The 13,489-nt window shown below is 36.4% G+C and carries 17 protein-coding genes; 4 read left to right on the top strand and 13 right to left on the bottom strand.

The window, feature by feature from the left end:
- Positions 1-291: 291 nt before the first annotated feature.
- Complete coding sequence (locus BLE01S_RS20300; RefSeq protein WP_082788572.1) at positions 292-426, top strand: YqzM family protein; 135 nt, start codon at positions 292-294, stop codon at positions 424-426.
- Positions 427-503: 77 nt separating this feature from the next.
- Here BLE01S_RS20300 and BLE01S_RS03510 read toward each other — a convergent pair whose 3' ends face one another.
- The 3 genes from BLE01S_RS03510 to BLE01S_RS03500 form a co-directional block, all read right to left on the bottom strand.
- Positions 504-2,831, bottom strand: coding sequence for a DNA internalization-related competence protein ComEC/Rec2 (locus BLE01S_RS03510; protein WP_066137351.1), 2,328 nt, complete (start codon positions 2,829-2,831; stop codon positions 504-506).
- Positions 2,832-2,886: 55 nt separating this feature from the next.
- Positions 2,887-3,345 carry a ComE operon protein 2 gene (locus BLE01S_RS03505; protein ID WP_066137349.1) on the bottom strand — a complete coding sequence of 153 codons (459 nt, stop codon included), beginning with the start codon at positions 3,343-3,345 and terminating at the stop codon, positions 2,887-2,889.
- A gap of 75 nt (positions 3,346-3,420) precedes the next feature.
- Positions 3,421-4,035 (bottom strand): helix-hairpin-helix domain-containing protein, encoded by a 615-nt coding sequence (locus BLE01S_RS03500; protein ID WP_066137347.1) that lies wholly within the window; start codon positions 4,033-4,035, stop codon positions 3,421-3,423.
- Positions 4,036-4,117: 82 nt separating this feature from the next.
- On the opposite strand from BLE01S_RS03500, the gene comER reads away from it, so the two are divergent.
- Complete coding sequence (gene comER, locus BLE01S_RS03495; RefSeq protein ID WP_066137344.1) at positions 4,118-4,942, top strand: late competence protein ComER; 825 nt, start codon at positions 4,118-4,120, stop codon at positions 4,940-4,942.
- Between the two features lie 243 nt (positions 4,943-5,185).
- Here comER and BLE01S_RS03490 read toward each other — a convergent pair whose 3' ends face one another.
- The 8 genes from BLE01S_RS03490 to BLE01S_RS03455 are packed head-to-tail and all read right to left on the bottom strand — an operon-like array spanning position 5,186 to position 10,240.
- Positions 5,186-5,947: a class I SAM-dependent DNA methyltransferase gene (locus BLE01S_RS03490; protein WP_066137340.1), complete on the bottom strand. Its 762-nt coding sequence runs from the start codon at positions 5,945-5,947 to the stop codon at positions 5,186-5,188.
- Complete coding sequence (gene rsfS, locus BLE01S_RS03485; RefSeq protein ID WP_066137338.1) at positions 5,944-6,300, bottom strand: ribosome silencing factor; 357 nt, start codon at positions 6,298-6,300, stop codon at positions 5,944-5,946. The genes BLE01S_RS03490 and rsfS overlap by 4 nt, the downstream gene beginning before the upstream one ends.
- Position 6,301: 1 nt before the next feature.
- Positions 6,302-6,871 (bottom strand): bis(5'-nucleosyl)-tetraphosphatase (symmetrical) YqeK, encoded by a 570-nt coding sequence (gene yqeK, locus BLE01S_RS03480; protein ID WP_066137335.1) that lies wholly within the window; start codon positions 6,869-6,871, stop codon positions 6,302-6,304.
- Positions 6,861-7,430: a nicotinate-nucleotide adenylyltransferase gene (locus BLE01S_RS03475; RefSeq protein WP_066137333.1), complete on the bottom strand. Its 570-nt coding sequence runs from the start codon at positions 7,428-7,430 to the stop codon at positions 6,861-6,863. The genes yqeK and BLE01S_RS03475 overlap by 11 nt, the downstream gene beginning before the upstream one ends.
- A 12-nt stretch (positions 7,431-7,442) precedes the next feature.
- Positions 7,443-7,736 carry a ribosome assembly RNA-binding protein YhbY gene (yhbY, locus tag BLE01S_RS03470; protein ID WP_066137331.1) on the bottom strand — a complete coding sequence of 98 codons (294 nt, stop codon included), beginning with the start codon at positions 7,734-7,736 and terminating at the stop codon, positions 7,443-7,445.
- Positions 7,730-8,572, bottom strand: a complete 843-nt coding sequence (aroE, locus tag BLE01S_RS03465) for a shikimate dehydrogenase (RefSeq protein ID WP_066137329.1) — start codon at positions 8,570-8,572, stop codon at positions 7,730-7,732. Before aroE ends, yhbY begins: the two co-directional genes overlap by 7 nt.
- A gap of 43 nt (positions 8,573-8,615) precedes the next feature.
- Entirely contained in the window at positions 8,616-9,722 is a 1,107-nt protein-coding gene (gene yqeH, locus BLE01S_RS03460) for a ribosome biogenesis GTPase YqeH (RefSeq protein WP_066137326.1), read from the bottom strand.
- Complete coding sequence (locus BLE01S_RS03455) at positions 9,719-10,240, bottom strand: YqeG family HAD IIIA-type phosphatase (RefSeq protein ID WP_066137324.1); 522 nt, start codon at positions 10,238-10,240, stop codon at positions 9,719-9,721. The genes yqeH and BLE01S_RS03455 overlap by 4 nt, the downstream gene beginning before the upstream one ends.
- 335 nt (positions 10,241-10,575) lie before the next feature.
- On the opposite strand from BLE01S_RS03455, the gene BLE01S_RS03450 reads away from it, so the two are divergent.
- Positions 10,576-10,725, top strand: coding sequence for a sporulation histidine kinase inhibitor Sda (locus tag BLE01S_RS03450; protein WP_066137323.1), 150 nt, complete (start codon positions 10,576-10,578; stop codon positions 10,723-10,725).
- Positions 10,726-10,762: 37 nt separating this feature from the next.
- Here BLE01S_RS03450 and BLE01S_RS03445 read toward each other — a convergent pair whose 3' ends face one another.
- On the bottom strand, positions 10,763-11,551 hold the full coding sequence (locus tag BLE01S_RS03445) for a phosphatidylserine decarboxylase (protein WP_066137321.1): 789 nt from the start codon (positions 11,549-11,551) through the stop codon (positions 10,763-10,765).
- 110 nt (positions 11,552-11,661) lie between these two features.
- Here BLE01S_RS03445 and pssA point away from each other — a divergent pair, with 110 nt between their 5' ends.
- On the top strand, positions 11,662-12,201 hold the full coding sequence (gene pssA, locus BLE01S_RS03440) for a CDP-diacylglycerol--serine O-phosphatidyltransferase (RefSeq protein ID WP_066137319.1): 540 nt from the start codon (positions 11,662-11,664) through the stop codon (positions 12,199-12,201).
- Positions 12,202-12,697: 496 nt separating this feature from the next.
- On the opposite strand, the gene sigK is transcribed toward pssA, so the two are convergent.
- The gene (gene sigK, locus BLE01S_RS03435; RefSeq protein WP_066137317.1) at positions 12,698-13,432 is read right to left on the bottom strand and encodes an RNA polymerase sporulation sigma factor SigK; all 735 of its coding nucleotides are present in this window, start codon (positions 13,430-13,432) and stop codon (positions 12,698-12,700) included.
- Positions 13,433-13,489 lie beyond the last annotated feature (57 nt).

Here is a 13,489-nt window from a genome sequence, read left to right as displayed (position 1 = left end):
GCATTCTTTCTATATCGTATGGAAATTTAGCTCATTTGACAAGGGGTAAAGAGGACAAACTTCTTCGAAGAGTGCCCTCCAATCTATGATGAACGCTTCTAAATAAGGCCTAGGATACTTAATCAGAAGCGGTAACCATGAGTAATAATTAGCAATTGGAATATCCCGTTAATCATAGTGTAGCCTTTCTTAGCAAAAATATGGTTGTCAACTCTTGTCAGCAGTGGTAATTGAACAGTGGATTTTTCTACTATATTCGTCTATACTAGAGTGGAAATAGGAGGGGTAGTTGTGAACGAATTTGAACAAAATGTCCAATCGAAGCGTAATGACGCGATCGATTCAGGAATTGGCTTTGTCGTTTCATTTGTATTCTTCACAGCAATATTTGTGATTGGAACGGTCATTCAATTGCTTGGAAAGTAACAAAATTGCAAGCGTCTTGGAACGTTAAGCATAGGCATCTGGCTTGTGTCTAACGGAATACAAGGCGCTTGCATTTTTTATTCCTGTATCTCTATTGCTTTATCATATTGCCATTGGGTTCTAAAGGTTCCGCCTTTCTTCGTAAATTCGTAATGAATTGCTCCATGTTCACCTGTCTGAAAAATAGAAGTATTGGAAGCTTGAAGTTCAGCTATTACTTCAGCATGCGGATGACCGTATCGATTATTCCTTCCAGCAGAAATAATAGAGTATTTAGGTTGAAGGAGCGCTAAGAAATCGGATGTTGTGGAGCTATTGCTACCATGGTGTCCAACCTTTAAGACATCAGCACGCAAATCACCATACCTCTTAATAAATTCCTCCTCACCTTCCTTTTCAAGATCTCCAGTAAATATCCAACTTAAACCACCAAATACTCCGTATAACACCAGTGAATCATTATTTCCTTCATATTCATCATCAAAAGGGTAAAGAAAATGAAATTCACCTGATTTATTTTGCCAACTAGATCCTGCTTTTTCCTGCTTGACACTGATTCCTAATGATTGAGCCTCCGTAACTAAATCAGCCATCATTTTCTTTTCCCACGAATTAGGTGAAATCAATATTTCTTTTATCATCACTCTGCCTAGCAATTCCTGTGCAGCACCCATATGGTCTACGTCACTATGTGTCAAAATCAGCTTATCAATTTTATTAATTTTTTTACTTTTTAATAAAGGCAACAGCACATCTTCACCTACTTTGAAGGATTTACTTCGCTCTTGCCAATCTGCTACAGGAAAATGCAGAGTCCCACCCGTATCAATTAAGTAAGTACCTCGGTTATAAGGAAGCTTAATCAAAATGCTATCCCCTTGACCAACATCAATAAAAATAACTTCTCCTTTTACTGGAAATTGATGAACCAAAAACGATATAAAAAAAACAAGAATCAATGGGCAGGCCGAGTAAAGATAAGATTTTCCTTGCTCATTAAATAATAAGAATAGAAATACACCTATAATCATCAATACCATCATGATGATGTCTGGTTTCCCTACGGTTATCATAGCGAACTTTAATGTACTTCCATATTTCGCTATTTGTTCCGAGTATAACAGCAGTCGCGAAGTCCACTCCGAAAAAATGACAAACAACGGCCAATGGATGAATTGCAGAATAAACAGGAAGAACATTAAGGGTAGTACAACAATTGTATAAAAAGGTACATAAACAATATTTGATACGATACTAATAAGGGAAAATTCATAGAAGTGAAAAGCAAGAATAGGAAGCGAGGCAAGCATAGAAACTACAGAAATATCGAACATGTTTTTGAAGGAAGAGGTTTTCTTCCGAAGAATTTGTTGCGAAGAGATAATTAATGCAAAACTTACACTGTATGTAAGTTGAAATCCGACATGATAAATAAGGTAAGGATCAAAAAATAAAAATACGATGAAGCTAATCGAAAATGCGTCAAAAGTTGTATATGGCAGCCTCCATTTTTGTTTTGCTAACAACAGTAAAGACATTATTACAGCCCTTATGACTGGAGGATTTCCACCTGAAAGGATCGTATATATCGGAAGAATACAACAAAGTAGCCAGAAAACAGTTTCTTTCGTCATTCCTATACGTAACAGACAAAAGTATAAGATTCCAACTAATAAACCAATATGCAAGCCCGAAATAGCTAATAAGTGAACGACCCCAATTTCCTGATAAGCCCGATATGTTTCATTAGCAAAATCAGAGCGTTCACCAAAAATCAATGCATTCGCATACGGTGTTACTTTTTCAGGGAAATTTTCTGCAACAGTTTTTATGCCTTTTTCTCTTATATTTTGGAATACGTGCTTTATCGTCCTTCCTGAGACAGAACAATTTTCTATTGAGAACGCCTCTACTTCAAGTTGCCAATGAATATTTTGTCTATATAAATATCTTTGATAATTAAATGCGTGTTCATTACTATTTGGTAAAGGGATGACTAGCTCTCCATTAGTTCGACAGGATGAACCTGCTACTAATTTATCTTCTAACCGATATTTGTCCTTTTCATTTTGAATGTTGTGTGAGAGCATTAATTTCTCTTCGTTAGACGTTGTAACGATGGCTCTTAAACGATTACCATCAATTTCAGGGGATTCTTGGAAGGTGACATAATCGTGGATATTGCCTTCAGAAAAAGATGAACGCTTATCTTTTTCACTATTCAAACCTAAAATAATAAACAAGAACATAATTGAACAAAATAAGATCAATAAATGTTTATTTCTTTCTTGAATTACTCGAACGATAACTATACTCGCCAATATCAGTGTCAAGAGATGATATTCCAGTGAAAGTAATATTCCAACTAATGCGGCACAGGCTATATGATAACATTTACCAGCCATATATACTCCTTTTTATATTATTTAAGAGGCTGAAATACAGCCCCTTATTTCATTATTACTCCTCCGCAAATGAAAGAAAAATTTCTTTATTTACAGAAACTTTTTCTACTTTTACTTTCGCTTCTTCAAACAACTCAATCGCGTGAGGATGATTTTTGTAATCCTTCGCATAGTAAACAGCTTTTATTCCTGCTTGAATAATCGCTTTGCAACATGGGAGGCATGGAAAATGCGTAACATAAATTTCTGCATTTTCTGTTGGCACACCAAATTTAGCACATTGCAATATCGCATTCATTTCAGCATGGATTGTTCGCACACAATGATTGTCAATGACATAACAGCCTTCATCGCTGCAATGGACGCCTCCTGCAATGGAACCGTTATATCCCCCAGCAATAATCCTTTTATCTCTCACAATTGTTGCTCCAACCGTAAGTCGTGTACATGTACTTCTATAAGACAGTAATTGGCTTTGTGCCATAAAATATTGATTCCATGAAATTCTTTCCATCCTGTTCTTCTCCCTTTGCTGTTTTCTATAGTTTATCGAGGTTCTTTATACTAAGTCAATCGTTCTGAATTTCCTTCACTTTACACTTATTAAATTTTGTAGTTTTTCAAATGATTTTGGTCCAATCCCAGATATTTTTTTTAAATCTTCTATTTGCTGATAAGGACCATTTTGTTCCCTATATTCAATAATCGCAGCTGCCTTTGCGGGACCAATACCAGGCAATGTTTCCAATTCGGTATTATCGGCTTTATTCAAATTAACTTTCTCGTCTTTCTTTGATTGCGTACCCGTGCCTTGAGGAACTTCATCGAAAATTTCACCTATTTTGGGAATATAAACGATCATTTCATCATGTATTTTTTCAGCAAAATTAATCTGGTTTTCATCAGCTTCTTCAAGTAATCCACCAGCAAGCTCGATTATATCAAATACGCGGTCATCATCTTTCGCCTCGTAAAGTCCAGGCTTTTGAACCCACCCTTTTACATCTACAAATATACGTATGTTTGCCTCTTCGTTATCTCCCAGTATATCTTTTGGAGTATCTTCATCTTGCCATTGTAACCCCATGTCAACAGGGTCTTGCAAGGCTTTCTCCTCTGGTCTACTTAAATAAAGAAAACCCGCTAATAGGATCACAATTACGCAAATTAACATTGTTTTATATCTTTCAATCCAAATTTTCATTAAGGATCACCTCATAGGAATGGAATATTATTTTAGATGCGGCATACATTTGGTAGGAGTAGACTTAGAAGGAGGGAAAAGCATGAAAGTCGGGATCATTGGAACCGGAAATATGGGGACAATTTTAGCTGAAGCATTGCTAGAAGGAAAAGCTGTTTCTCCTTCAAATTTAGTTGTTGTTAATCGTACAAAAGCCAAAGCTGAGAAGCTTAAATATAAATTTAAAGGAATACATGTTGCCTATAATTCTGAAGAAACAATAAATTCCGCAAAACTAATTTTTATTTGTGTTAAACCACACGACATCTTACCACTTCTCAAGCAAAATCTGCACCATTTAACGCCGGAACATTGTATTGTATCCATTACTAGCCCTATAAAGGTTGAATGGTTAGAAAAGATTGCTCCTTGTTCATGCGCAAGAATTATTCCAAGCATTACGAATAGAGCACTTTCTGGCATCTCTCTCTTAACAATTGGTAGAAGATGTGACGAAAAGTGGAAAAATCGTCTTATAGAAATGTTCTCTAATATATCAGTTCCATTAGAAATCAATGAAGATATTACTCGTGTTGCTTCAGATATTGTCAGTTGCGGACCAGCTTTTTTTAGTTATTTGACGAGAAGATTTATCGATGCAGCTACAACAGAAACGAAGATTGACAAAGAGACTGCCACTATACTTTCCGAACAAATGTTAATAGGGCTTGGGGATTTGTTGAAAAAAGGGTATTATTCATTACCTACTTTAGAAGAGAAAGTATGTGTAAAAGGTGGTATAACTGGAGTTGGCATAGATGTGTTAGATACTGAATTAGAGGATGTATTTGAAAAATTATTTCAAGCAACACACAAGAAGTTTAATATGGAAGTAAATGAAATTGAGGCAAAACATATTCCTTTATAAGTATAATTCTGCACTGATACTAAAATTCCTTCTTCTTTTTTTAAATAAGTGGTAAAAAATCTGCCTTTTTACCACTTATTTCGTTACTTTAAACGGGCGCTTTCGCTTTTCTTTTGTCCAGCTATAGAGCCCAACGACTTGCAAACTTCGGTACTCCTTCCTACGATAAGTCAACATCGATTCGCCTTTGGCTCATCGTGTTTCCTTTATCTCGTACGGAAGCACCTCCAGTTTGTTCGTCGTTTAACGGGCGCTTTCGCTTTTCTTTTTACATGTAAAAAAGATTCGCTCTGATGTCTCAGTTGGGGGTTGATTGGTAAAGTCTGCTGTGACAGATAGAACAGTAAAGCCTGCTTCATCGAGCCATAATGTATAATCGTTGATCGAATATGTACGTTGTTTGTGCAATTCTTCAAATCGTTCATATAGTCCCGACTCTTCTTCTAATACAAAAAATGATAACTCATGTTCTACCGAATATTCATGTTCCCCAACAAAACTATCCCAAATGTATGCTATTTTTTCTTCATTTAAAGTAAAAGTTTCATTCACATACCTGTAATCCATTTGATAAGTAGAATGTACATCAAATAAAAACAAGCCGTTTTCATCCAGATGCCGGTGTGCATGAGAGAAAGTATTTTTTGTATCCTCAGGGGTCTGTAAATAATTAAGCGAATCACAAAAAACAGTAATTACATCAAATGTATCAAGTCCTTCAAGTGCACTCATATCTTGCTGAAACAAGTTTATTGTCACTTTTGCTTGCTCCGCTTTTTCCTGTGCAACCATCAACATGTCACTCGATAGATCAACACCAGTTACTGTAAGTCCTTCCTTAGCAAGTTGAACAGACATTTCGCCTGTTCCACATGCTAAATCAAGCACTCTATTGCCATGAACTTGATGGCGCTGTTTTTCTTCTTTAAAAAAGTGAAGCCACTTCTCATATGGAACATTCGCCATTAAAGTATCATATACATAAGCTAGTCGCTCATAACTCACTTCGTAAGTTCCCCAAGCACATCTTCAAATGGAGCGTCTCCCCAAAGTCGTTCTAGATTATAGTAACTGCGCTCATCACGATGGAAAATATGAGCAATAATATCTCCCATATCCACTAAAATCCATTTCGCTTCATCAAAGCCTTCCAATTTCTTCACTTCGATTTCTGCTTCTTGAGCCGCATCTCGCATCTCTCGAGCAATAGCTTGTACCTGCTTATCGGAATTACCATGACAAATGATAAAATAATCAGCAATTAATGAGATACCCTCCATATTTAATACAACGATATCTTCTGCTCTTTTATCATCTGCTGCTTTTACTACTGTTTTCAATAATTCTTTTGTTTCCAAATTACTTTTCCTCCCTTTCAAAAATCAAATAGTTGTATGCTTCAAATGTGTCTGGAAAAACCAGAGCATCTTTTGCAACTAAAAATGCAATGGTATTGCCTAGCGCTTTAAGTAGGGCTTTATTGAGATCGTAGCAAGCAAGTTCTCTTACTTCCTCTACCCCAGGAAAGCTGCGACCTGGCTCTATATAGTCTGCTACATATATAACTTTTTCAAGCAGTGTCATATTCGCTCTGCCTGTCGTATGATAGCGAATGGCATTTAATATGTCTTTATTGTGTATAGCAAATGTATCAGAGACGATTCGAGCAGCTACAGGGCCATGCCATAACTCAGGATGGTAACAAAGCAAACGTGAATCTTCTCTTGCATCGTTCATATTTTCTTTTAACTCGTCAATAGAAAGAAGCTTTGCATAATCATGAAAGACTGCTGCTATTTCAGCCTTTTTTACATCTGCATCAAATCTTTGGGCTAATTCACGAGCTGTATCTAAAACTCTTATCGTATGTTCATAACGTGGACCTACTAATTTTCCATTAACAACCTTTAGCGCTTGATCAATATCCATATAAATGTTGCTCCTTAATATAGCTAATAACTTTATCTGGAAGCAAATATTTCGTAGAAATTCCTTGTTGTAGTTTTTCTCTAAGCAAAGTCGAAGAGATATCAATTTGCGGGACTTCCATTTGAGTGATTGGATAATTAGTTTCCAGTTTGTAACCGGGCCTATTCACACCTACAAACTGAATCAACTTAACAAGCTCATCCACCTTGTGCCAATTCGGCAAATACTCCACCATATCCGCTCCAATGATAAAGTAATAATCATAATCCGGATTCGTTTCCTGTAAAATTTTCATCGTATCTATTGTATAGGAACGTCCATTTCTTTCTAACTCTATTTTTTCAACCAAAAATTGGCTGTTTCCAGAAATAGAAAGCTCGAGCATCCGAACTCTATCTTCAGCCGTCGTACCACTCACCCTATTTTTATGAGGCGGTTCTTGATTCGGCATGAAATGAATTTCGTCCAAAGCTAAATGATGAAGTACTTCATTTGCGATAATTAAATGTCCCAAATGTGGAGGATCAAAAGTTCCTCCTAAAATGCCAACTTTTTTCATAATCATCAGTCCTTAAACAGGCAGATTAATGGTTTTATGTTCGTCAGATTCCTTATACAGGACAATAATCTTTCCAATAATTTGTACGAGCTCCGCTTTTGTATCCTTTACTATCGCTGCGGCAACAACCTCTTTATCTTCCTCACAGTTTTGTAAAATACTTATTTTAATTAATTCTCGTACTTCTAAAGCTTCGCTAATTTGTTTCGTCATATTTTCATTTACTCCACCTTTTCCAACTTGAAAAATCGGGTCCAGGTGATGTGCTTTAGATCGTAAATAACGCTTTTGTTTTCCAGTTAACATGATGTTCCTCCTAATTTCCTTGTTACAATATTAGTCATTCGTTCGACATCGGGCATTACCCCTGTCCACATTTTAAAAGCATCGGCACCTTGATGGATAAACATACCGATCCCATTTTGTATCTGTGCGCCTTTTTGTCTCGCTTCTTGTAAAAATGCTGTCTCAAAAGGATTATAAATAATATCAGAAACAAATGCGGATGACCTTAAATTCCCAAGATGTAGCGGGCTAATAGTTATTTCAGGATACATGCCGATAGAAGTAGTTTGGATAATGAGATTATAATTGTCGAGTTCCAATTCTGCTTCTTGAAGTGATAAAGCTTTAGAGACACCTTCATAAGGACAATCTTCAATTAATCGTTCTGCATTCGTTACTGAACGGTTACAAATATCAACATATGTCATCCCTTTTGCTAGTAGCGTATAATAAATGGCTTTCGCCGCCCCACCTGCTCCTATAATCAACGCACGTTCATTCAGAAAATCCTCTTTCCATGCACTTTGAAGTGCTTGAATAAACCCTGTTCCATCTGTGTTATAGCCACGAAACTCCCCACTTTCACGAACTACTGTATTAACAGCGCCAATGGCTCTAGCAAGTGGATCAATGCTATCCAAAAAAGGCATGATCGTGGTTTTATGGGGGCTCGTCACATTAAATCCTTCCAGTCCTATTACTTTCATTCCCTCTACAGCCGTCTTCAAATTGCTTTCTAATATATGGAATGGTTGATAATATGCACTCATCCCCAACTGTTGGAACTCTTGATTATGCATGAGCGGTGACATTGACTGTGCGATTGGATCGCCAATGACTCCATAAAGTTTATGCAATCTCCTCACCCTATCTTGTAGAATTAATCATTATAGAACAACCTCAAATGAGCGAGCGACGTAACATGACACTTACCCCTTTTGGTACATACGCAGCCACTTTTGCGCCTGGATCATTGACCGTTACCCATCCAAGGCCAGAGAAAACAATATCTGTTTTTCCTTCCTTAATCGTAAATTCGTGACGTACGAGTTTTGGAAAAGTATCAAGTTCATCTTTACGTGGTGGCTGAAGCATATCACCAACATGTTTATCATACAATTCATCGGCATTTTCTAGTTTCGTTCGGTGTATTTGACTCGCATTTCCTAAGTAACATACAAGGGATCTGCGTCCCCCTTTCAAATAATCCAATCTAGCTAAACCACCAAAGAATAGTGTTTGTTCTTCATTCAGTTGAAACACTTTAGGTTTTATTTCTTTATTTGGCGTTATTATTTTCAAATCCTTTTTATCAACAAAATGCGCCATTTGGTGATGATTAATAATTCCAGGGGTATCAAATAAAGCATTCCCGTCATCAAGCGGGATTTCTATCATATCAAGTGTTGTCCCTGGAAAATGAGATGTTGTAATCACATCTTCTCCGCCCGCTACATGCTTAATAATCCTATTAATAAACGTTGATTTCCCTACATTTGTACACCCTACGACATAGACATCTTTTCCAGCCCGATACTGTTCAATTTTCTCCATCGCTTCTGCAATATGCAGGCCTTTTGTCGAACTTACCAAAAGAACATCGATTGGCTGTAAACCCAGTTCCTTTGCTTGTCCCCTCATCCATTGAGTCAATTTATTTTTTTTAATTGACTTCGGAAGTAGGTCTACTTTATTACCGATCAGCAAAATTGGATTCTTCCCAACAAACCGATGGAGCCCTGTTAACCAACTGCCATTAAAGTCAAATATGTCAATGACCTTTACAATTAAACTATCCGTGTTTCCTAATCCATTAAGAATATTTAAAAAGTCTTGATCTGTAAGTGATACATCTTGTACTTCATTATAGTTCCTTAAGCGGAAGCATCTTTGGCAAACAACCTCTTCTTTTTCTAGTTGAGAAGAAGGGGTATATCCTATAGTACTCGGGTCTTCGGTTTGAATTATGACCCCACATCCGATACAACTGATATCTGTATTTTTCACTTGTCATCCTCCCAATTTATTAATCCATTTCTCTTAAAATTCGACATAATTCTTCGCTCAACAGCTCTATTAAAACGGGTAAAAAAACCGTCAGATTTTGCTACTGGAACGACAAGAATTGTATAAAAGCCCGCTCTGTTTCCACCTAGAATATCAGTTAATAGTTGATCTCCAATTATAACCGTTTCATCTCTTGATGTCCCCATTGTTTGCATAGCTCTTCTAAATGCAGAAACAAGTGGCTTTCTCGCTTTATGAATAAATTGGAGCCCAAGTGGGTCTGAAAATGCTTTAACGCGCTTTTCGTTATTATTTGATACAATTGTAATCTTAATATTATGTTGCTTCATTTTATCAAACCATTCAATAAGCTCAGGAGTCGCATAAGGCCTGTCCCATTCGACGAGAGTGTTATCCAAATCAGTTATTATTCCTTTTATTCCTCTTGCTTTTAAATCATCAGGTTTTATTTGAAATATACTTTTAACATATTCACTCGGCAAAAATTTTTTTAACAATCTATTACACCTCTATTTAATCTCTGTCATTATGTTTATTTTACCCAATAATCATTTCGTTCGCACCTTTTATCAAAGTTGCGAAAAAGTTTTCGACATTTTTCTACTTTTTCTATAATTGTGGATAACTTTACGAACATTAAGAAGCTTATAAAGTCTACTGAGTAATTAGTTATTATCTTTTTACCAACAGGTTATCCACCATCACCTGTGGATAAAGGAACGCTTGTTCCAATTCGTTTATTCTGATAAAGTAATGGGTAATAAAGAGACAACTTACTAATTTATTCAATATATGTTTGAATTAGAACTTAAAATTTCTGGAGGTGAAGCTAATGAACAGATTATCAGATGAATTACTAATTGAATCGTACAAAAAAGCAAAAGAATTGAATCTAAGTTCTGATTTTATTAATTTGATTGAATCTGAGCTTCAACGAAGATCATTGATAAACCAAATAAAAATGTCTTATATGATCGGATAGCATAAATATAGATAAGATAGCGCCTGTAAAAGGCGCTTTATTTATTATATAAAAACTTTCCTAATTTCTCCCCCATCCGTACTTCACTCGGTATAGTTAATGTTTCTTCTAACTGAAAAGTTTCTTTTTCAAATATAAGGATAACCGTCGAACCAAATGAGAAATAGGCTACTTCTTCTCCCTTTTTCCATTCTCGATGATGATTGACCATTTCGACAGAATTAATAAACATTGCCCCAACCTTTACCATTGCTAAGGAAATATTATGATGTTTGAGCTCTGTAACCACTCGGAAGTTTTTTGATAATGCAGCATCTCCATATTTCAAACCCAATCGATTCACAGGAAATGATCTTTCCCCTATAGAATATGTAGAAATAACTTCACTATCAGCTGGGGAATGAATCCTATGATAATGGGCAGGACTTAAATAAAGAATCATATAAGTACCACCAATATATGTAGTCGCTGTTTTGGTACCCCCTAGCATCTCTGCAATGGAATATCTCTTCCCCTTCACAATGATCTCACTTGTTGGAGATATCTCTCCACAATCCTCCAATACTCCATCGACTGGACTACTTACAGTATCCGCCTTTGAATCGATAGACCTTGCCTGCGCCTTCAGTCTTCTTGTAAAAAAAGCATGTAAACTAGGGTAACTTTTTATATCTTCATGCATTTCTTCTAGGTTAATTTGATAAAATTTTGCATAAGGTTTAATAAGGAACTTACTATAGTCAGAATAAGCAAACTTTAACAATATCCTTGAGGTCGCGGGACCATTTATTAGGCGAATAAGCGATCGATATAACTTTGCTCTCAATACTCTCCCTCCTTTTCAAAAAAAATCTTAACTTTGATGTCTAAAAGGCATATAATTAAGTATTAATAGATACTAACCACTAACACGAAAAAATGAAAGGAGGAATTCAAATGCTTTTATCAGACGTGATTGACAATACGGTTAGAAAAGTAAAAGCACAAACTGCAAATGTTCTTACTTTAGCAAACCTAGGATTAGGCAGCTTCGCGATCATTGCAGGTATTAATGGCCAACTTCATTTAAGTGTAGTTTTTATCTTTATCTCTGCACTCGCGGATCGTTTTGATGGAATGGTTGCTAGGAAACTCCAAATAGAATCCGATTTGGGCAAACAACTCGATTCTATGAGTGATATTATTTCCTTCGGTGTAGCACCCGCTTTGTTATTATATCAGGGTGCCTTACATTTATTTGGTTTTCCCGGAGTATTTTTCACCATATTTTATATGGCCTGTGGCGCTTTCAGATTGGCTAGATTTAACGTTACTGAAAACAACGGCTATTTCACAGGACTTCCCATTACTGCTTCAGGGTGCTTATTGACGCTTAGTTATCTATTTATCCCTTACTTACCATCGTACTTATTTATATTTATTTCTTTTATTCTATCTTTAATGATGATCAGCACGTTTACATTAAAAAAGGTTTAATATAGATAAGCGGAAGCATCCGTTTAGCGAAGTACAAACTGGACCTGCCGTTGCGGGTCCTTTAGACGTGGCTATTTTAGTCGAGGAACCCTAACGTAAGAAGAAGCACAAAGCTTGCTAGTCGCTTGACACTGGATATTCACACACAAGAAAGATAAAATATAATCGTCTAGGAAGAAGCATAAAACAAAAATGGCAGGAGCGACCTTCTGACGGATGATGACCTCAAGCCATTAGCGCCCATAGCTAGATAAAAAACTAAATTTCCATTGAAATTTTTCAAAAAACATTATTACTTCAATCATTAGAAAAGACGCCTGCAATTATGCAGGCGTCTTATGCGTTTGCGGCGAAAGACCACATGTTCACATCATGTGCGCATTGAAGCATGTCAGTCGACTTATGCAAATCAGCTCATCGCTATTTAACTATAACACGCTAGACTATGATTGGCTATAATTTTTTTCAAATCTACACCTATTTTTTACTACACCAATTATTGTTCTTCCTCTTCTTGTGCTTTTTTCATTTTTTCCTTTTCTGCACGATAAAACTCATGAAACATTTTCATTAATGCTCTTTTTTCAATTCGCGATACGTAACTTCTTGATATGCCAAGTTCTTTTGCAATTTCCCTTTGAGTCCGCTCCTTTTCCAAACTTAGGCCAAATCTTCCAACGATCACTTCTCGTTCCCTTTCATCTAATACACCGACATATTCTTTCACTCTCTCCAACTCCATGTTTAATTGGATCGTGTCAAACACATCTTCTGCTTCAGACTTTAATACATCGATAAGGGATATTTCATTACCCTCTTTATCTTGACCGATCGGGTCATGTAATGAAATATCCTTTTTCGTCTTTTTCAATGCCCTTAGATGCATGAGAATTTCATTTTCTATACATCGGGCCGCATATGTTGCAAGTTTTGTTCCTTTTCCAAAAGAATAGCTTTCAATTCCTTTGATCAAACCAATCGTCCCAATGGAAATCAGGTCTTCAGAATCTTCACCAGTATTTTCGAACTTCTTCACAATATGCGCGACAAGCCGCAAATTATGCTCAATTAGAAGATTACGAGCATTGTCATCTCCTTCAGCCATCTGCTGTAAATATTTCTTCTCGTCTTCAGGTGAAAGCGGCTGAGGAAATGCATTGTTCTTAACATATGAAACTAGAAAGACAAGTTCTTTAAATAAATAGCCAATCGCCGTAAGAATACCGGACAACTCCCCACCTCCCCCAGTTTTTGCCTATATGTATATATATGTTTGCAACTTCACTGA

It is taken from the genome of Lederbergia lenta NBRC 16444, from assembly GCF_001591545.1.
GTDB classification, from domain to species: Bacteria; Bacillota; Bacilli; order Bacillales; family Bacillaceae_C; genus Lederbergia; species Lederbergia lenta.
This window is presented reverse-complemented; position numbering and strand designations above follow the sequence as displayed.